16 protein-coding genes are annotated in these 18757 nt (G+C 69.0%); 11 read left to right on the top strand and 5 right to left on the bottom strand.

Translation table 11 applies throughout. The features are described 5' to 3' along the window. Nucleotides 1–34: 34 nt before the first annotated feature. Together LQ771_RS14005 and LQ771_RS14000 are read right to left on the bottom strand one after the other, a co-directional pair. A complete protein-coding gene (locus LQ771_RS14005) occupies nucleotides 35–502 on the bottom strand; it encodes a tRNA (cytidine(34)-2'-O)-methyltransferase (protein WP_231350006.1) in 468 nt (155 codons plus the stop codon). A 66-nt stretch (nucleotides 503–568) separates the two neighbouring features. Further along, complete coding sequence (locus LQ771_RS14000; RefSeq protein WP_231350005.1) at nucleotides 569–775, bottom strand: hypothetical protein; 207 nt, start codon at nucleotides 773–775, stop codon at nucleotides 569–571. Nucleotides 776–1027: 252 nt separating this feature from the next. Here LQ771_RS14000 and LQ771_RS13995 point away from each other — a divergent pair, with 252 nt between their 5' ends. The 3 genes from LQ771_RS13995 (at nucleotide 1028) to LQ771_RS13985 (ending at nucleotide 6911) form a co-directional block, all read left to right on the top strand. After that, nucleotides 1028–3889, top strand: coding sequence for a M16 family metallopeptidase (locus LQ771_RS13995; protein WP_425491284.1), 2862 nt, complete (start codon nucleotides 1028–1030; stop codon nucleotides 3887–3889). A 146-nt stretch (nucleotides 3890–4035) separates the two neighbouring features. Further along, a complete protein-coding gene (locus tag LQ771_RS13990) occupies nucleotides 4036–4440 on the top strand; it encodes a DUF4156 domain-containing protein (protein WP_231350004.1) in 405 nt (134 codons plus the stop codon). A 236-nt stretch (nucleotides 4441–4676) separates the two neighbouring features. Next, nucleotides 4677–6911 (top strand): NADP-dependent isocitrate dehydrogenase, encoded by a 2235-nt coding sequence (locus LQ771_RS13985; protein WP_231351924.1) that lies wholly within the window; start codon nucleotides 4677–4679, stop codon nucleotides 6909–6911. 103 nt (nucleotides 6912–7014) lie between these two features. Here the strand turns inward: LQ771_RS13985 and LQ771_RS13980 are convergent, their stop codons facing one another. Beyond that, a complete protein-coding gene (locus LQ771_RS13980; RefSeq protein ID WP_231350003.1) occupies nucleotides 7015–7965 on the bottom strand; it encodes an aldo/keto reductase in 951 nt (316 codons plus the stop codon). Nucleotides 7966–8077: 112 nt separating this feature from the next. Then, nucleotides 8078–8251, bottom strand: a complete 174-nt coding sequence (locus tag LQ771_RS13975; protein ID WP_231350002.1) for a hypothetical protein — start codon at nucleotides 8249–8251, stop codon at nucleotides 8078–8080. A gap of 132 nt (nucleotides 8252–8383) precedes the next feature. Between LQ771_RS13975 and LQ771_RS13970 the strand changes: the two genes are divergently transcribed. The 6 genes from LQ771_RS13970 (at nucleotide 8384) to LQ771_RS13945 (ending at nucleotide 13501) form a co-directional block, all read left to right on the top strand. Continuing rightward, nucleotides 8384–9304, top strand: coding sequence for a LysR substrate-binding domain-containing protein (locus tag LQ771_RS13970; RefSeq protein WP_231350001.1), 921 nt, complete (start codon nucleotides 8384–8386; stop codon nucleotides 9302–9304). 64 nt (nucleotides 9305–9368) lie between these two features. Next, nucleotides 9369–10481 carry an S-(hydroxymethyl)glutathione dehydrogenase/class III alcohol dehydrogenase gene (locus LQ771_RS13965; protein ID WP_231350000.1) on the top strand — a complete coding sequence of 371 codons (1113 nt, stop codon included), beginning with the start codon at nucleotides 9369–9371 and terminating at the stop codon, nucleotides 10479–10481. A gap of 91 nt (nucleotides 10482–10572) precedes the next feature. Further along, the gene (locus tag LQ771_RS13960; RefSeq protein WP_231349999.1) at nucleotides 10573–11235 is read left to right on the top strand and encodes an NYN domain-containing protein; all 663 of its coding nucleotides are present in this window, start codon (nucleotides 10573–10575) and stop codon (nucleotides 11233–11235) included. Nucleotides 11236–11271: 36 nt separating this feature from the next. Continuing rightward, entirely contained in the window at nucleotides 11272–12150 is an 879-nt protein-coding gene (locus LQ771_RS13955) for a class I SAM-dependent methyltransferase (RefSeq protein WP_231349998.1), read from the top strand. A gap of 3 nt (nucleotides 12151–12153) precedes the next feature. Then, the gene (locus tag LQ771_RS13950; RefSeq protein WP_231349997.1) at nucleotides 12154–12687 is read left to right on the top strand and encodes a pseudouridine synthase; all 534 of its coding nucleotides are present in this window, start codon (nucleotides 12154–12156) and stop codon (nucleotides 12685–12687) included. Between the two features lie 67 nt (nucleotides 12688–12754). After that, the gene (locus LQ771_RS13945; RefSeq protein ID WP_231349996.1) at nucleotides 12755–13501 is read left to right on the top strand and encodes a class I SAM-dependent methyltransferase; all 747 of its coding nucleotides are present in this window, start codon (nucleotides 12755–12757) and stop codon (nucleotides 13499–13501) included. Between the two features lie 276 nt (nucleotides 13502–13777). Here LQ771_RS13945 and LQ771_RS13940 read toward each other — a convergent pair whose 3' ends face one another. Then, on the bottom strand, nucleotides 13778–14563 hold the full coding sequence (locus LQ771_RS13940) for a TatD family hydrolase (protein WP_231349995.1): 786 nt from the start codon (nucleotides 14561–14563) through the stop codon (nucleotides 13778–13780). A gap of 274 nt (nucleotides 14564–14837) precedes the next feature. Between LQ771_RS13940 and LQ771_RS13935 the strand changes: the two genes are divergently transcribed. Continuing rightward, nucleotides 14838–16793, top strand: a complete 1956-nt coding sequence (locus LQ771_RS13935; protein WP_231349994.1) for a S8 family peptidase — start codon at nucleotides 14838–14840, stop codon at nucleotides 16791–16793. A gap of 274 nt (nucleotides 16794–17067) precedes the next feature. Next, complete coding sequence (locus LQ771_RS13930) at nucleotides 17068–18648, top strand: M4 family metallopeptidase (protein ID WP_231349993.1); 1581 nt, start codon at nucleotides 17068–17070, stop codon at nucleotides 18646–18648. Nucleotides 18649–18757: the final 109 nt, after the last annotated feature.

Genomic DNA, 18757 nt, shown 5'->3' with positions numbered 1-18757 from the left:
GGGTCGGAGCCGGGGCCTCGGGCACAGACGCCTCCTACGGGGCGGAGCCGGCGAAACCGAACTGGCGCCAGGCCTCGTATACCGCCACCGCCACACTGTTGGACAGGTTGAGGCTGCGGCTCTCGGGACGCATCGGCAGGCGCAGCCGCCGGTCGGGCGGGATAGCCTCGAGCACCCCGGCCGGCAGGCCGGCGGTCTCGCAGCCGAACAGCAGTGCATCACCTTCCGCATAGCGCGCATCCACATGGGCGACGCGGCCGCGGGTAGAGAAGGCGAACACCCGTGGCTGGCCCAGTGCCGCCAGGCAGGCGGCAAGATCGTCGTGCACCGCCACCCGGGCGTACTCGTGGTAGTCCAGGCCGGCTCGGCGCAGGCGGGCGTCGTCCAGTTCGAAGCCGAGCGGGCGGATCAGGTGCAGCGAAGCACCGGTGTTGGCGCACAGGCGGATGGCGTTGCCGGTGTTCGGCGGGATCTCGGGGCGGAAGAGGATGACGTGCAGCATCCGCCCATTATCCGCTGCGCGAGGCGTCGGTGGGCCCATAGGCCGCTTTTCCGAACGAGGGCGACCTCAGCTGTTCTGCCGCGGGCAAACCACGCCGTCGGGCGGCAGCATGCAGGTGCCGGGCACCGCCAGCAGCACGCCAAGCCCGGCGCCGTCGCTGCTGCCGGCCAGTTGCACCGGGCCGGGCAGGAACAACATCGAGGCCATGATCCATCCGCATACCAGCAGGCAGGCGGCGAAGAGGCTGCGCAGCATCAGGGTTTCGAAGTTCATGGTTTGGGTTCCTTGGGCAGGGTGGGTCCTGCAGCTACTCTGGCAAGCCCCGTGCCAGCCATGCAGTGGCAGCCAACCCGCTGATCCACTGACGTTTGTCAGGCGCGGCGCGGCGCGGGTGGGCTGTCCGCGGACACTGCACGGTCCGCGGGCGGACACCGTCCGGACAGCGCCGCGGGCGTGGGGCCGCTTGTGCTCGCTCGTCCCGGACCGATAGCCTCGGACTTCTTTCGTGAGACAGGAGGTTGCACCGTGGCAAAGCGTTTCCCGCCCAAGTCCGCGCTGGCGTTGATCGCCGCCAGCCTGCTCGCCGGACCGGCCCTGCTGCCGGTGGCGCAGGCCGCCGATGCGCCGGCGGCGCAGGCCTCGAAGATCCCCGAGCTGAAGTACGAACGCTTCACCCTGCCCAACGGCCTGACCGTCGTGGTGCACGAGGATCACAAGGCGCCGGTGGTGGCGGTGAGCGTCTGGTACCACGTGGGCTCCTCCTATGAGCCGAAGGGCAAGACCGGCTTCGCGCACCTGTTCGAACACCTGATGTTCCAGGGCTCGGAAAACCACAAGGACGAATACTTCAAGCCGTTCGAGCTGGCCGGCGCCACCGACCAGAACGGCACCACCTGGCTTGACCGCACCAACTATTTCGAGACCGTCCCGACCACCGCGCTGGACATGGCGCTGTGGATGGAGTCCGACCGCATGGGCCACCTGCTCGGGGCGATCGGGCAGAAGGAGCTGGATGAACAGCGCGGGGTGGTGCAGAACGAAAAGCGCCAGGGCGAGAACCAGCCCTACGGCCGCGTCAGCGAGCTGATCCAGGCCGAGGCCTTCCCTGCCAACCATCCCTACCACCACGACACCATCGGCTCGATGGCCGACTTGAACGCCGCCTCGCTCGCCGACGTCAAGCAGTGGTTCAAGGACTACTACGGTGCCGCAAACACGGTGGTGGTGCTGGCCGGCGACATCACGCCGGCGCAGGCGAAGGAGAAGATGCTCAAGTATTTCGGCGACATCGGCTCCGGCCCGGCAGTACCTCGCCCGCAGGTGTGGATCACCCCGCGCGACAAGTCCACCCGCGGCAGCATGACCGACAACGTCGCGCAGACGCGCATCTACCGCGAATGGAACGTGCCCTCGCGCAACGACCAGGAACTCAACCAGCTGCAGCTTGCGGCGGCAGTGCTGGGCGGCGGCAAGACCTCGCGCCTGTACCAGCGCCTGGTCTACAAGGACAAGCTTGCCGACGACGTCTCGGTCGACATCGAGCAGCATGTGCTGGCCAGCCTGTTCGAGCTGCAGGTGGACGTGAAGAAAGGTGCCGACCCGGCCAGGGTCGAGGCCGCCGTGGCCGACGAGTGGGCGAAATTCCTCAAGGACGGCCCCACCGCCGACGAACTCGAGCGCGTCAAGACCGGCATCCGCGCGGCGTTCGTGCGCGGCCTGGAGCGGGTCAACACGCAGGCGATGATCCTGGCCGAGGGCCAGCTGTACCAGCAGGACCCGAGTGCGTACCGGAAGGACTTCGTGACGCTGATGGCGGCTACCCCGGCCAGCGTCAAGGCCTCGGCCAACCGGTGGATCGCCGGGGGCGACTACACCCTCACGGTGACGCCGGGCAAGGTCGAGCAGACCGACTTCGCCACCAGCGCCGGCCGGCCGGCGCTGCCGGGCAAGCCCGAACCCAGGCTCGCCGCGCAGGGTGACTACCACACCACGCCCAGCCCGGTGGACCGCAGCAAGGGCGTGCCTGAGGTGACCCGGTTCCCCGGCCTGACCTTCCCGACCCTGCAGCACGGCAAGCTTTCCAACGGCATCGAGGTCACCCTGGCCGAGCGCCACGAGGTGCCGGCGGTGCAGGTGCAGCTGCTGTTCGATGCCGGCTACGCCGCCGACCAGGGACGCAAGCTCGGCACCTCCAGCTTCACCATGGCGATGCTGGACGAGGGCACCAGGGATCTGGATTCGGTCGAGATCGCCAAGCGCGAACAGCGCCTGGGCGCGGTCATCGGCAGCGGCTGCAGCCTGGATTTCTGCAACACCTCGCTCAATGCGTTGAACGACAAGCTCGCACCGTCGCTCACGCTGTTCGCCGACATCGTGCGCAACCCTGCGTTCCGTACCGATGACGTCAATCGCCTGCGCGGCCAGTGGCTGGCACGCATCGCGCAGGAGAAGAGCCAGCCGATCGGCATCGCGCTGCGCACGCTGCCGCCGCTGCTGTACGGGCAGGGCCATGCGTATGCGATCCCGTTCACCGGGTCGGGCACCGCCGAATCGATCACCGCGCTCGACGTCGGCGACATGCGCCGCTTCATGGGCGACTTCATCCGCCCGGACAACGTGCGGATCCTGGTCGCCGGCGACACCACGCTGGACAAAATCGTCCCGCGACTGGACAAGGTGTTCGGCGACTGGAAGCCGGCCGCGGGCAAGGTGCCGGCCAAGAACGTGGGCCACGTGGCGGCGCCCGAGTCGTCGCGCGTCTACCTGATCGACCGCCCGGGGGCCCAGCAAAGCCTGATTCTGGCCGGCAGCCTGGCGCCGTCCACCAAGGTCGACAACAACCTGGCGATCGAAACCATGAACGGGGCCTTCGGCGGCACCTTCACCTCGCGCCTGAACATGAACCTGCGCGAGGACAAGCACTGGGCCTACGGCGCCTACAGCTTCATGCCCGATGCGCTGGGCCAGCGCCCGTTCCTGATGTACGCGCCGGTGCAGACCGACAAGACCGCGCCCTCCGCCGAACAGATCCTGGCCGAGGCCCGCGGCGTGGTCGGCAAGCAGCCGCTGACCGCCCAGGAAATCGCCAAGATCAAGGAGGGCGACGTGCGCAGCCTGCCCGGCGAGTACCAGACCACGTCGTCGGTGATGGGTGCGCTGGAGGACATCGCCCTGTACGACCGTCCCGACAACTGGATCCAGACCGAGAAGGCGCGCATCCAGGCATTGAAGGACACGCAGGTACAGGCGGCGGCCGAGGAGGTGATCCATCCGGACCACCTGACCTGGGTGATCGTGGGCGACCTCAAGAAGATCGAGGCGCCGGTGCGCGCGTTGAACCTGGGCACGGTGCAGGTGCTCGATGCCGACGGCAAGCCGGTGAAGTAAGGAGACGCGATCCGCCCGCCGGCTTGCAGGCCGGCGGGCGGGTTTCCTGCACGCAGGCAAACGGCACCGCGCAACCCGGGTGCCCGCCTCCCCGCGCGCCACGCTACGATGCGTTGGTCCCAAGTTTTCCCTCCGGAGCCCCACCCATGCGCAAGACCCCGCTGTTGCTCGTCCCTGTCCTGCTCCTCGGCGCCTGCACCTGGGGCATCACCCTCAACGATGCGGGCAAGCAGGTGCGTACGGCCTGGAACGGCGACGTCTCGCAATGCCGCGACCTGGGCAAGGTCACCGTGTCGGTGATGGAGCGCGTCGGCCCGGTCGACCGCAACGACATCAAGGTGCGCGACGAACTGGAAGTGATGGCCCGCAACGAAGCGGCCAAGATGGGCGCCGACACGGTCAAGCCGCTGGGCGAGCCGGTCGATGGCGAGCAGGCCTGGGGTGCCTACCAGTGCGGCAGCGCACGTCCGTCCTCGGCCACCCGCCCGGCTTCCCAGCCGGCGCCGGCCGCCAGCGGCGGCCTGCAGACCTATCCGATCAGCGGCGGCTGAGCGCTCGCGCTCCTTTCCCCTGGCTTGTGTGCTCCGCTGACGAGTCGGGGCGCTTCACGGTGTTTGCCGTTCGCGCCCGCGCGCGGACGCGCGTGCGCCGCTCTTCCGTGCGCCCGCGTATGCCGGTGCGATAGCCAGCGCACGCCATTCGGGCGAAAATGGGCGTCTTTTCCTCGCGGCGCGGCTGCTTCCGGTCGCGCTCCCCGCACGCCTTTGCACGAGAGGTCATGCTGACGATGTCCCAGGCTCCGAAGATTCTCTACACGCTGACCGACGAAGCGCCGTTCCTGGCCACCCAGTCGCTGCTGCCGATCGTGAAAGCCTTCGCCCGCACCGCGGGCATCGACGTGGAGACGCGCGACATCTCGCTGGCCGGGCGCATCCTCTCGCAGTTCCCCGAGTATCTGAAGGAAGACCAGCGCATCGCCGACGACCTGGCCGAGCTCGGCCAGCTCGCCACCACGCCGGACGCCAACATCATCAAGCTGCCCAACATCAGCGCCTCGGTGCCGCAGCTGAAAAGCGCGATCAGGGAGCTGCAGGCACAGGGTTACGCTCTGCCGGATTACCCCGACGAGGTCCACGGCGACGTCGAGCAGTACAACATCAAGGCGCGCTACGACAAGGTCAAAGGCAGCGCGGTCAACCCGGTACTGCGCGAGGGCAACTCCGACCGGCGCGCGCCGGCCTCGGTAAAGAGCTACGCACGCAAGCATCCGCACAGGATGGGCAAGTGGAGCGCCGATTCGAAGACCCGCGTGGCGCACATGGACGCCGGTGATTTCTACGGCTCCGAGCAGTCGGCCACGATGGACAAGGCTGGCAGCCTGAAGATCGAGCTGATTGGCAGGGACGGCAGCACCACGGTGCTCAAGGAGAAGGTCGCCGTGCAGGCCGGCGAAGTGGTCGACGCGGCCGTGATGAGCCGCGCCGCTTTGGCGCGCTTCGTCGAGGCGGCGATCGCCGACGCCAAGGCAACCGGCGTGCTGTTCTCGCTGCACCTGAAGGCCACCATGATGAAGGTCTCCGACCCGATCATGTTCGGCGTGGTGGTGCGCGAGTTCTACAAGGACGTGCTTGCAAGGCACGCGGCCGAGCTCAAGCAGATCGGCTTCGACGCCAACAACGGCATCGGCGATCTCTACGCGCGCCTCTCCCAGTTGCCGGAAGACAGGCAGGCCGCGATCAAGGCCGACATCGACGCCGAGTACGCCAGGCGTCCGGCGCTGGCGATGGTGAACTCCGACAAGGGCATCACCAACCTGCACGTGCCGAGCGATGTGATCGTCGACGCCTCCATGCCGGCGATGATCCGCGACTCGGGCAAGATGTGGAACGCGAAGGGCGAGCTCCAGGACACCCTCGCGCTGATCCCGGATCGCAGCTACGCCGGCATCTACCAGGCGGTGGTCGAGGACTGCAAGGCGCACGGCGCCTTCGATCCGGCGACCATGGGTTCGGTGCCCAACGTCGGCCTGATGGCGCAGAAGGCCGAGGAATACGGCTCGCACGACAAGACCTTCCAGATCGCCGCCGACGGCAGCGTGCGCGTGACCGACCAGGACGGCCGCAGCGTGTTCGAGCACGCGGTCGAGGCCGGCGACATCTGGCGCATGTGCGAGACCCGCGACGCGCCGATCCAGGACTGGGTCAAGCTCGCCGTCACCCGCGCGCGCCTCTCCGGCACGCCGGCGGTGTTCTGGCTCGACCCCGAGCGCGCACACGACGCGCAGCTGATCGCCAAGGTCGAGCGTTACCACAAGGACCACGACACCACCGGCCTGGACATCCGCATCCTGTCGCCGGTCGAGGCGATGCGCTTCTCGCTGGAGCGCATCCGCAAGGGCCAGGACACGATCTCGGTGACCGGCAACGTGCTGCGCGACTACCTCACCGACCTGTTCCCGATCATGGAGCTGGGCACCAGCGCCAAGATGCTCTCGATCGTGCCGCTGATGGCCGGCGGCGGCCTGTTCGAGACCGGTGCCGGCGGTTCGGCGCCCAAGCACGTGCAGCAGTTCGTCGAGGAGGATTACCTGCGCTGGGATTCGCTGGGCGAGTTCCTGGCGCTGGCCGCCTCGTTCGAGCACCTGGCCGAGCGCTACGGCAACCAGCGCGCGGCCGTGCTGGCCAAGGCGCTGGACGAGGCCAACGGCAAGATCCTGGACAACAACAGGTCGCCCGCGCGCAAGGTCGGCGAGCTGGACAACCGCGGCAGCCACTTCTACCTGGCGCTGTACTGGGCGCAGGCGCTGGCCGCGCAGGACGAGGACGCCGGGCTGAAAGCCACCTTCGCACCGCTGGCCAGGGCGCTGGCGGACAACGAGTCGGCGATCCTCCGCGAGTTGAACGGCGCGCAGGGCAAGGCGGTGGACATCGGTGGCTACTACCACCCGGACCTCGCCCGCACCCGCGCGGCGATGCGGCCGAGCAACACCTTCAACGACGCGCTCGCCTCGCTGGAGGGATGACCAGGAAGGGGCGCCCCCGGGCGCCCTTTCTCCAGTCTGCAGGAGCGCACCCGTGCGCGACCGCGCACTTCCCGGCGCGCACGTGCGCTCCTGCAGCAGGGGGCTAGGCTTCGGCGCTCGCCTGGTCGAGCAGCGCGATCTCCTCCGGCGCCAGCGCGAGCTTCACCGCATCCAGCAACTCGCGCAGCTGTGCCACGCTGGTGGCGCTGGCGATCGGCGCGGTGAGGCCGGGGCGGGCGATCAGCCAGGCCAGCGCGACCTGCGCGGGCGTGGCCCGGTGGCTGGCCGCTACCCGGTCGAGCGCGTCGAGGATGCCCAGCCCGCGGGGACCGAGGTACTTGCGCACGCCGGTGCCGCGCGCGCGGCTCTTGGACAGGTCCGCCTCGCTGCGGTACTTGCCGGTCAGGAAGCCGCTGGCCAGCGCGTAGTAGCTGATCACGCCGATCTGCTCGCGCCGGATCAGCGGTTCCAGTTCCCGCTCGTAGCCGGCACGGCGCAGCAGGTTGTACTCCGGCTGCAGCGATTCGTAGCGCGGCAGGCCGTGTTCGGCCGACATCCTCAGCGCGTCGGCGAAGCGCTCGGCGGTGTAGTTGGAGGCGCCGATGGCGCGCACCTTGCCCTGCTCGATCAGTCGCCCGAACGCGCCGAGCGTGTCGGCCAGCGGGATCGCGGCGTCGTCCTGGTGCGCCTGGTACAGGTCGATGCACTCGACCTGCAGGCGCTTGAGCGACCCTTCCACCGCCTGCTGGATGTTGACCGGCGACAGGCCAGGCTGCCTGGCCCACTTGGCCACCTTGGTGGCAATCAGGACCTTGTCGCGTTTGCCGCTGGTCTTCAGCCAGCGGCCGATGATGGTCTCGGACTCGCCGCCGTGATTGCCGGGCACCCAGGCCGGGTAGACGTCCGCGGTGTCGACCAGGTTGAAGCCGGCATCGACGAAGGCATCGAGCAGCTCGAAGGAGCGTTTCTCGTCCGCGCTCCAGCCGAATACGTTGCCGCCGAAGGCGAGCGGGGCGATGGCGAGCGGCGAGCGGCCGAGCGGGCGCAGTTGCATGGGATTCCTCCAGGCGTGGGAATCCCGGAGAAATGGAGCGCCTTTTCGATGGAATCAACTGCAGGAGCTGCGCTCCTGCAATCCGGCATGCGGGTTTTGACGGGACTTGCAGTTAGCTGATCAGCGCCGCGCGCAGCACCTCGCGCCAGCGCAACATCGGCGCCACGGGTGTCGGGCTTGCGGCGACACGGCGGCCGCGCGCCGCCGGCGCATCCTCGCGCCAGCGCAGCCCGGTCGGCAGAGCGTGGCCGTGCAGGTACAGCAACTGCTTCCAGAACGGTTTCATGGGAACCTCCGGTGTGGGGTGTTGCCTTGGGGTGTGCTCAAGGTACGCCGGCCCCGGAGCGCCAAAAAGCGATATATTCGCAAGCCAGCCTTGCGCAGAATTCAAGTCGCTTCGCCCGGAGGGCCGAACCTCGTGAGCCATGTTCCGCTGGGTTTGTTGCAGCAGTTCGTGCGGGTCGCCCGCATCGGCAACCTGTCGCGCGCGGCGGCACAGGCGAACCTCACCGTCAGCGCACTGAGCCACCAGATCCGCCAGCTGGAAGACCGGCTGGAACGGCGCCTGTTCGAGCGCGGTCCGCGCGGTGTGGCGCTTACCGTCGAAGGCTGCGCCTTGCTCGACGCCATCGGTGACCACTTCGACGGCATCGACCGCGCGCTGGCGGCGTTGCGTACCCGCCGCCACGACGCGATCACGCTCAGCGCGAGCCCGGGCATCATGTCGAGCTGGCTGGTGCCGCGGCTGCCACGGATGGTGGCTGCGCATCCGGAACTGGAGCTCAACCTGCAGTCGAGTTCGACCCTGGTGAACTTCGAGCGCGAGCCCGTGGACATCGGCCTGCGTTACGGCCGCGGCCAGTGGGAGGGCGTGCATGCCGAGCGGATGTTCGGCGAATGGATCGCACCCGTGGCGGCGCCCGAGCTGGTGGCTCGGATGGACGGCGCCGATCCGCGCGACCTGTCGAATTGGCCGCTGCTCGGCGAGCCGCCACCCTCGACGCGCTGGAACGACTGGTTCGATCGCCACGGCGGCACCCGCCCGAAACGGTACGTGGCCCAGTTCGACAGCCTCGATGCGCTCCGCCACGCGGCGCTTGAGGGCCTGGGCGTGGCGCTCGGGCGAATGGTGACCTCCAAGTCGCTGATCGATGCCGGCCGGCTGCAGGTGCTGGGCGACGACTACATGCCGGTGGAAGAGGCGTACTGGCTGGTGTATCCGCCACGGTCGCTCGAGCATCGCGGCGTGCAGGCTCTGCGCGAATGGCTGCTGGCCGAGGCCGACGACTACTGCCGGCAATTGCCGCAATTGCGCCGCGACGCGATGTCCGCCGGTTGAGCTGTTCGACCGCCGCCGCAGGCGTCATCATCGGGTGTTGCCGAACGCAAAGCCGGAGAGAGTGATGAAGAGCCGTGCCGCCGTCGCCTGGGAAGCAGGCAAGCCGTTGTCGATCGAGGAAGTGGACCTCGCCGGGCCGAAGGCCGGCGAGGTGCTGGTGCGCATCGTCGCCACCGGCGTGTGCCACACCGACGCCTTCACCCTGTCCGGTGCCGATCCGGAGGGGCTGTTCCCGGCGATCCTCGGCCACGAGGGCGGCGGCATCGTGGAAGAGGTGGGCGAGGGCGTGACCACGCTGGCGGTGGGCGACCACGTCATCCCGCTGTACACGCCCGAGTGCGGCACCTGCGAATACTGCCGCTCGGGCAAGACCAACCTGTGCCAGCGCATCCGCGCCACCCAGGGCCAGGGGCTGATGCCCGACGGGACGTCGCGCTTTTCGAAAGACGGCCGGATGATCCACCACTACATGGGCACCAGCACCTTCAGCGAGTACACGGTGCTGCCCGAGATCGCGGTGGCGAAGATCAACAAGGCCGCGCCGCTGGAGAAGGTCTGCCTGCTCGGTTGCGGCATCACCACCGGCATCGGCGCGGTGCTCAACACGGCCAGGGTCGAGCCGGGCGCCAGCGTGGCGGTGTTCGGGCTGGGCGGCATCGGCCTCTCCGTGGTGCAGGGCGCGGTGATGGCGAAGGCCGGCCGCATCGTGGTGGTCGACACCAACCCGGCCAAGTTCGAGATGGCGCGGATGCTCGGCGCGACCGACTTCGTCAATCCGAAGGACTACCCGGATACGCCGATCCAGCAGGTGATCGTCGAGCTCACCGGCGGTGGCGTGGACTACTCGTTCGAATGCATCGGCAACGTCGAGGTGATGCGTTCGGCGCTGGAGTGCTGCCACAAGGGCTGGGGCGAATCGGTGATCATCGGCGTGGCCGGCGCGGGGCAGGAGATCCGCACGCGGCCGTTCCAGCTGGTGACCGGGCGCGTGTGGCGCGGCTCGGCGTTCGGTGGGGTCAAGGGCCGCTCGCAATTGCCCGGCTACGTCGACCGTTACCTGGCGGGCGAGATCAGGATCGACGAGATGGTCAGCCAGGAGCTGCCGCTGGAACGCATCAACGAAGCGTTTGACGCGATGCACGAGGGACGCGTCATCCGTTCGGTGATCCGCTACTGAGTCCGGGCCCACCCCGCTCCGCGGGCAAGGCCCGGAGCCCGGCGCTCGGCTAGAATGCCCGCGCCTCCCAGGCCTTCCCCAAAGGATCCCCATGCAGCGCACCGCCATCCTCGTCGACGGCGCCTTCTTCCTTGCCCGCTACCGCAAGGTGTGGGGCGAGCGCGACGCCAATGACGCGCGCACCGTGGCCAAGACCGTGTTCGGCATGGCGCTGGAGCACCTCAAGGCGCTCGATCGCCCGCGCGAGCAGTTGTACCGGATCTTCTTCTACGACTGCCCGCCGCTGGACAAGGTGCTGGTGCGCCCGCTCAGCGGCGAGGCGGTGGACTTCTCCCGCACCGGTGCGGCGGCGTTCCGTCGCGAGCTGCACGACCAGCTGCGGCGCCAGCGCAAGATGGCGCTGCGGCTCGGGCGCCTGGCCGAGCGCGGCGAATGGAAACTCAGGCACCATGCCTACCAGCAGCTGCGCGAGGGCAGCCTGGCGTGGGAGGATCTGGGCGACGAGCATTTCGAGCCGGACATGCGCCAGACCCAGGTGGACATGAAGATCGGCATCGACATCGCGGCGCTGACCTACAAGAAGCTGGTCGACCAGATCATCCTGGTCGCCGGCGATGCGGATTTCATCCCGGCGGCCAAGCTCGCCCGCTACGAGGGCATCGACTTCATCCTCGACCCGATGTGGCAGGGTATAGCCCCGGACCTGCACGAGCACATCGACGGATTGCAGTCGGTCTGCCCGCGTCCCTTCTGAAGCATCCAATCCCGCGCGTGGCCGTAAGGAGACACCATGAAGACCCTGCTGCTTTCCGCTTTCTGTACCGCTGCCCTGCTGGCCCTGCCGGCCGTCGCGCAGGACCAGCCCACCGACGCACTCGTACCGCCGACCTCCGCCGGCGACTACACCGCCGCGCAGCTTGACCGGGTCGTCGGCGGCGACTGGCGCCCCGCCGACCAGCGCGCGCGCGACACCTACCGCCATCCGAAGGAAACCCTCACCTTCTTCGGGCTGCGCCCGGACCAGACGGTGATCGAGATCACTCCGGGCGGCGGCTGGTACGCGCAGATCCTGGCGCCGCTGCTGCACGACAACGGCCATTACATCGCCGCCGAAAAGCAGCCGTCCGCCGACAGCGAAGCGCGTAGCGACGACAGCGCCCTGCGCAAGCTTTTCGCCGCCCACCAGGCGCAGTTCGGAAAGGCCGCGATCGTTGCCTTCGACCCCAGGGCGCCGGTGCTTGGGCCCCCGGGCTCGGCCGATCGCGTGCTGACCTTCCGCAACGTCCACAACTGGGCGATGGACGGCACCGCGCAGGCGATGTTCAAGGCGTTCTACACCGTGCTCAAGCCCGGCGGCGTGCTCGGCGTGGTGGACCACCGCGCCGATGCCGACGCTGCGCTGGAGGAGGTCAAGGGCAGCGGCTACCTGCCGGTGGATTACGTCGTCAAGCTCGCCACCGACGCCGGCTTCGTGCTGGACGGCCGCAGCGAGATCAACGCCAACCCGAAGGACGACCACGACCATCCCAAGGGCGTATGGACGCTGCCGCCCACGCTGGCGCTGGGCGACCGGGACAAGGACAAGTACCTGGCGATCGGTGAATCCGATCGCATGACGCTGCGCTTCGTGAAGCCGGAGGCGCCCGCGCGCGCGGCCTCCGCGCCGTGACCGATGCTGCTCGCGCTCAACAAGCCCTATGGCGTGCTGTGCCAGTTCTCCGGTGACGGCAGCCGGCCGACGCTGGCCGGCTACGTGCGCGAGAAGGACGTCTATCCGGCCGGGCGGCTGGACCACGACAGCGAGGGCCTGCTGCTGCTGACCGACGACGGCCGCCTCGCGCACCGCCTGACCGATCCGCGCCACAAGCAACCCAAGACCTACCTGGTGCAGGTCGACGGTGCGATCACCGACGAGGCGCTCGCCGCGCTGCGCCGTGGCGTCACGCTCAACGACGGCCCTACCTTGCCGGCCGGTGCCGAGCGTGCCGTGGAGCCGGACTGGCTGTGGCCGCGCGATCCGCCGGTGCGCTTCCGCAAGGCGATCCCCACCAGCTGGCTCACGGTCACCCTGCAAGAGGGGCGCAACCGGCAGGTGCGGCGGATGACGGCGGCGGTGGGCTTTCCCACCCTGCGGCTGATCCGCGTACGCATCGGCGACTGGGCGCTGGACGGCCTGCCGCCGGGTGAAACCCGCCGGCTCCTGTAGGGTGGGCTTCAGCCCCACCGTGCCGGCACCCGGACGGTGGGCCGAAGCCCGCGCTACGACCCCGCTCATGGCTACCTTCAAAGACCATTTTTCCGGGCACGCCGCCCTCTACCGCGATGCACGGCCGCTACCGCCCGCCGACTGGTTTGACTGGCTCGCCGGCCAGGCCCCGGACACCGCGCTCGCCTGGGATGCCGGCTGCGGCAACGGCCAGGCCAGCCAGGGCCTGGCCGCGCACTTCGAACGGGTGGTGGCGACCGACCCCAGCACCACGCAGATCGAGCAGGCCGGCGCGCACCCGGCCATCGAATACCGCGTGGAGCCGGCTGAGCACAGCAGCCTGGCGGCAGGCAGCGTGAGCCTGGTCAGCGTGTCGCAGGCACTGCACTGGTTCGACCTGGCCGCCTTCCACGCGGAAGTGCGCCGGGTGGCCCGGCCGGGGGCGCTGCTGGCGATTTGCGGCTACGGCAACTGCAGCGTCGATCGAGCAGTGGATGCGGTCGAGTGGCAGCTGTACGCCGAGACGCTCGGCGGCGACTGGCCGCCCGAGCGGGCGCTGGTGGACGAGGGCTACCGCGGCTTGCCGTTTCCGTTCGAGCCGGTCGCCACGCCGAGCTTTGCGATGCAGGCGCACTGGAATCTTGCGCAGTTCCTCGCCTACCTGCGTTCCTGGTCGGCCACGCAGCGGCATCTGGAGCGCGTGGGCGTCGACCCGGTGGAAGCGGCGGCACCTGCGCTTGCGCAGGCCTGGGGCGAGTCCGACCGGGTGCGTACCGTGCGCTGGCCGTTCTTCACTCGCGTAAGCCGTCTTTGACCAGGCTTCCGCTCGCTTTCCCTAGGGAAAGCGAGCGGGGTGATGCTCCCTCTCCCCGGAGGGGAGAGGGAGCCATAGCGGCGCCCGCGCACACAGGCCTGCGAGTCCTCTTGCCTCAGCTCCCGCGCGCGGCGGTATAGGGGTGGCAGCTCCTCCAGGAGCAAGCGGCCGACCAGGCAAGGCGAGGCGGGACCTGGCCCCCTATCTCACATCGGGGAGCGCAGGAAAGAGGCGGTTACAGCGAAGCCTTTGCCGCCGTAGCGAGCAAGACGCCCGCTACAGGCCGAAGAACGCCGCCGCCGCCGCCGTGCTGTTGGCCGCGGTCACTTCCACCGGCTCCCCGCGATCGCGCGCCACTTCCTCGCAGATGTGCCCGAGGTACATCGGCTCGTTGCGCCGGTGGCCCGGTTGCGGGCGCACGGTGCGTGGCAGCAGGTAGGGTGCGTCGGTTTCCAGCATCAGCCGGTCGGCGGGAATCTCGCGTACGAATTCGCGCAGATGCGTGCCGCGCCGCTCGTCGCAGATCCAGCCGGTGATGCCGATGTGGCAGTCCAGCGCGAGATAGTCGTGCAGCGCTTCACGGGTGTCGGTGAAGCAGTGCACCACCGCGGCAGGCACGCGATCGCGATAGCGCCTGAGCAGGGCCAGGAAATCCGCGTGCGCGTCGCGCTGGTGCAGGAACAGCGGCTTGCCCAGTTCCGCCGCGATGGCCAGCTGCTGCTCGAACACGCGCAACTGCACGTCGCGCGGCGAGTAGTTGCGGTGGTAGTCCAGCCCCGTCTCGCCGACCGCGCAGACCTCGGGCAGCCGGGCCAGTTCGCGCAGGCGCGCGCCGGTGGCCTCGTCGTAGTCGATCGCGTGGTGTGGATGCACCCCTGCGGTTGCCCACAGCATGCCCGGATGCGCCTGTGCAAGGTCCCGCGCCTGCTCGCTGCCGTCGCGCGAGGCGCCGGTCACCACCATCCGCGTGACGCCGTGTTCCACCGCCCGTGCAAGCACGCCGGCGAGGTCGTGGCGGAAGGACTCGTGGGTGAGATTGGCGCCGATGTCGACCAGCTGCATGGCATGCCCGCAAAAGCGCGCATTGTTGCAGAGCAGGCCCGATTGGCAAGCGGCCTGCCCGTCCAGCCCGCTGTCACACGAAGGCGACAAACGAACACCTAGCGTGCAGGCCGACGACGGCACGGAAGCAACGGGGGCGTGGGTGATGCAGTCACGCGACAGCCGGCAGGAAGCGTCCAGCGCAGCCATCGTCGACGGAACCGGGGTCTGTGGACCCCGTGCAGTATTTCCCGCCGTGCAAGGCGGCGGGTGCTCAAAACCGGGGAATCACTTCATGACACATCGTATGCGGATCGGAGCGCTGCTCGGCGCTTCCATGGCCTTTGCCTTTTCCATGGCGGCGCACGCCGGCAGCACCGCCGGCGGACTGGGCGGCACCCACTACAACACCAGCTCGCTCAAGCGCGGCGGCCAGTACGACCGCTTCATCGTGACCTGGCGAGCCGGCACCGCCGAGCGGGCCAACCCGTCGCTGATGCGGCAGAGCATGGGCGCGGCGATCGCGCGTGCAGGCCTGATGCGCGCCAGGCTCGGCCCGCAGGGCACCCTGCAGGCACCCGTGCAGGCGAGTTACGGGCGACGACTGGCGGTCGGCGCCGACGTGCTGCGCACCTCGCGCAAGCTCGACCGGGACGAGGCCGCCGCGCTGATGACGCAGATCGCCAGCGACCCGGCGGTGCTGCACGTTGCACCGGACGTGCTGCGCCATCCCGTGCGCGACATCGCCGCGCCGGCCTCGCTCCGCCCGGATGCGTTCCGGCCCACGGACAGCCAGTTCCCCCAGTACCAGTGGGACCTGAAGGCACCCAGCGGCCACGCCACCGCGTTCGGCGACCGCAACTACGGCGGCGCCCACGTCAATGCCGCCTGGGATCTGGCCGACGGCAAAGGCATCGTGATCGCGGTGCTGGATACCGGCATCACCACGCACGTGGACGTCAACACCAGGCTGGCCGGCGCCGGCTACGATTTCATCACCGACGCGCTCCTGTCCGGACGCAAGACCGATGGCCGCATCCCTGGCGGCTGGGACCCCGGCGACTGGACCACGACCCAGCCGTGGAAGTCGATGTGCACGGACGCGTTCTACCCGCCGCAGCCCAGCTCCTGGCACGGCACCCACGTGGCCAGCACGGTCGGCGCAGAGCGCACCGACAACGGCATCGGCCTGGCCGGCATCGCCTACCGCGCGCGCGTGCTGCCGATCCGCGTGCTCGGCCACTGCGGCGGCTACGACAGCGATATCAGCGACGCGATCGTCTGGGCCGCCGGCGGCCACGTCGCCGGCGTGCCGGACAACACCCATCCGGCGCAGGTGATCAACCTCAGCCTGGGCGGCTACGGCCAGTGCACCGCGGACGATCCGATGGGGCAGGCGATCGCCTTTGCCAACAAGCGCGGCGCAGTGGTGGTGGTCGCGGCGGGCAACGACAGCGACAACGCGAAGAACTTCTCGCCCGCCAGCTGTCCCGGCACCATCACGGTGGCCGCCACCGGCATCACCAGCCGTCGCGCGTACTACTCCAACTACGGCCGCACGATCGACCTGGCCGCACCGGGCGGCGGCATCTACAAGGGCGACCGCAGCAGCGGCGAGCAGGTGACCGACGGTTTCGTCTGGCAGGCGATCAACAGCGGCACCACCAAGCCGGTGGCCGACGACACCAGCTATGCCGGTTACGCGGGTACCTCGCAGGCGACCCCGCACGTCAGCGGCACGGTGGCGCTGATGCAGGGCGCGCGGCTGGCGCGCGGCCTCAAGCCACTGTCGCCCGCGGCGGTGCTGGACATCCTCCGGCGCACCGCCGTCACGCCCAGGGTGGTACCCGATCACCGCATCGGTGCGGGCATCCTGGACGCCCACGCGGCGGTGAGCATGGCCATCGCCGGTGGTGGGTCGACCAGCCAGGCGACGTTGCTGGGCAACGGCGTGGCGCTGTCGAACCTGTCCGGCGCGAAGGGCAGCCGCACGGTGTACCGCATCGACGTGCCGGAAGGTGCCGGCAAGCTGAGCCTGCGCACGAGCGACGGCAGCGGCGACATCACCCTCTACGTGAACCCGGGCGTCCCCGCCACGGCGGACGATTACCACTGCCGCTCCGCCCACGCAGGCACGGGCGAGTCGGTCGTCCTCGATCACCCGGCCGCTGGCCGCTGGTTCGTCACCCTGGTGGGGCGGACCGACTACAGCGGCGTGAACCTGGTGGGCAAATACACCGTTTTGCGCTGAGCAACGGGGCCGGCGGCTGCGCGCCGCCGGCCTGCACGCCCGCAGCCCTTTTCCGGGACACGGCGGCCCGCCAGCGCGTGCCGCCGTGATTGGCTGCAAGTGGCAAAACTGTCCAGTGATAGCAGAAGCGCGTCACGAAGGCTCTTGGAAAATTTCGCGGTTGACGCTACCTGTCAAGCCTCCATAGTGTGACGCAGTCGTCATTTTTGGATTATGACGACGTTATCCGGGCCCTTCGCGCGCAAGCCGGGGCCACCGTCCGCAGGGGGAAGAAATGTTCCAGAAGAAGCTCGTCGGCGCCATGCTCGCCGCGCTGGGGTGTGCGTCGGTTTCATTGTGCGCCGCCACGCCGGTCCATATCCGTGCCGGGCACCTCGGCCAACTCGCGCCGGCTACGCTGGCCAATCGCCTGGGCCTGGGCCAGGGCAGCACCTTCGTCGCCGGTGCGCGCGCCAGAACGGTGCGCGGCACCGTCAAGACCCGTGAATGGCAGACCTTCCAGGGAGTGCCGGTATACGGACGCAGCCTGGTCGTCGAACGCGATGCCCGCGGCAACGTGGTGAGCGCCCTCGGCGAAGCCGAGGCCAGCCTGGCCGGCCAGCTGCATTCCGTGCGTCCGCGACTCGACGGTGCGCAGGCGCAGGCCGCCCTGCAGGGCAAGCTTGGCCAGCACGCACTAGCCGTGAGCAACGTCCGCAGCGAGCTGTTCGTCTACCCGCAGGCCAAGGGCAACGCCCGGCTGGCCTACCGCACCTCGTATCTGGTGACGTCCAACGGACGCATCTCCCGCCCGACCGCGATCGTCGACGCCGACACCGGCGAGGTGCTGCGCCACTGGGACGGACTGACCACCGGTCGCCGCGCGCCGGGCACCGGCACCCCGACCGCGGTCGACGCCAACGGTCCGGGCGGCAACGACCTGATCGGCCTGTACCACTACGACGGCTCCGGCGCCGGCCGCGAGCTGCTCAGCGCCACGCGCATCGGCAGCACCTGCTATCTCCAGAACGACAAGGTCGCCACCTACAACGTGGCCGGCGGCCAGCGCGTGACGCTCTGGTCGTTCGGCTGCGCCGGCACCAACCCGGCCGGCTGGACCAGTATGGGCGACGAGATCAATGGCGCCTATTCGGCGATCAACGACGCGCACCATTTCGGTGGCGTGGTCTACGACATGTACAGCAACTGGTTCGGCGCTCCGCCTTTGAAGAATGGCGATGGCAGCCCGATGCAGCTGCACATGTGGGTGCATTACGGCGCCAACTACGAGAATGCGTTCTGGGACGGCTCCGAAATGGTGTTCGGCGATGGCGACCGGTATTTCTACCCGTTCGTGGTGCTCGACATCACCGGGCATGAGATCAGCCACGGCTTCACCGAGCAGCATTCGGGCCTGGAGTACGTCGGACAGTCCGGCGGCATGAACGAGGCGTTCTCGGACATGGCCGGCGAAGCGGCGAAGTACTTCGACCGCGGCAGCAACGATTTCATGACCGGCGGCGAGATCGTCAAGCCCGACACCGTGCCGCTGCTGGGCATGGCGGCGCTGCGCGACATGTGCACGCCGAGCAACGACGGCTCCTCGATCGACAACGCCAGCCAGTACAACGACAGGCTGGACGTGCATTACTCCAGCGGCGTCTACAACCGCGCGTTCTGCACCCTGGCCAGGACCGCCGGATGGAACACGCGCACGGCGTTCGAGGTGTTCCACGACGCCAACGCGCTGTACTGGCATGCGGATGAAACGTTCGACTCGGGCGCCTGCGGCGTCGAGCAGGCGGCGACCGATCGTGGTTACCCGCAGACCGACGTCGAGGCCGCCTTCGGTGCGGTCGGGGTCAGTTGTCGCTGATGCCTTAGAGCGCGGGCTTCGCGGCTCGCGGCAGACCGGTCGGCCGTCGCATGTACGGCCGACCACCCCTTCGAGAGTGAATGCACGTCCGCCGGGCGCACGCGGCGCT

This window comes from Frateuria soli, from assembly GCF_021117385.1.
Lineage (GTDB): Bacteria > Pseudomonadota > Gammaproteobacteria > Xanthomonadales > Rhodanobacteraceae > Frateuria_A > Frateuria_A soli.
The sequence above is the reverse complement of the archived record's forward strand: the minus strand, read 5'-3'. Positions and strand labels throughout refer to the sequence as shown.